We start from the raw sequence: 379 nt of genomic DNA, 5'->3' as shown, positions 1-379 counted from the left end.
GCGCGGTCCCGCGTCCGCGGCGCTTCCGCCGGATCCTCACATGGTCGGCCGCGGTGCTCGCGCTGCTCATACTCGCGGCCGGCGGCGCGGGGTTCCTGTACTACCGGCAGCTCAACGACAACATCAAGAAGGACCCGCTGAACCTCGGCGACAGCAAGGTCGCCGAGCCGACGCCCAACGCGGCGGGCCAGACCCCGCTGAACATCCTGCTGATCGGCAGCGACGCGCGGGACAGCGAGGAGAACCAGAAACTCGGCGGCGCCCGCGAGACGTTCGGCTCGACGCCGCTGGCGGACGTGCAGATGCTGGTGCACCTGTCCGCGGACCGCAGCAACATGTCGGTGATCAGCATGCCGCGCGACACCCTGCTGCACATCCC

The 379-nt window shown here is 69.9% G+C and carries 1 pseudogene; it reads left to right on the top strand.

Annotation, left to right across the window (positions count from 1 at the left end):
• A pseudogene (locus tag LPA54_RS42110) lies at window positions 1-379 on the top strand (LCP family protein); the annotation flags it as partial.

The organism is Streptomyces sp. DH12, assembly GCF_020873895.1.
Taxonomy (GTDB): domain Bacteria; phylum Actinomycetota; class Actinomycetes; order Streptomycetales; family Streptomycetaceae; genus Streptomyces.
The sequence above is the reverse complement of the archived record's forward strand: the minus strand, read 5'-3'. Positions and strand labels throughout refer to the sequence as shown.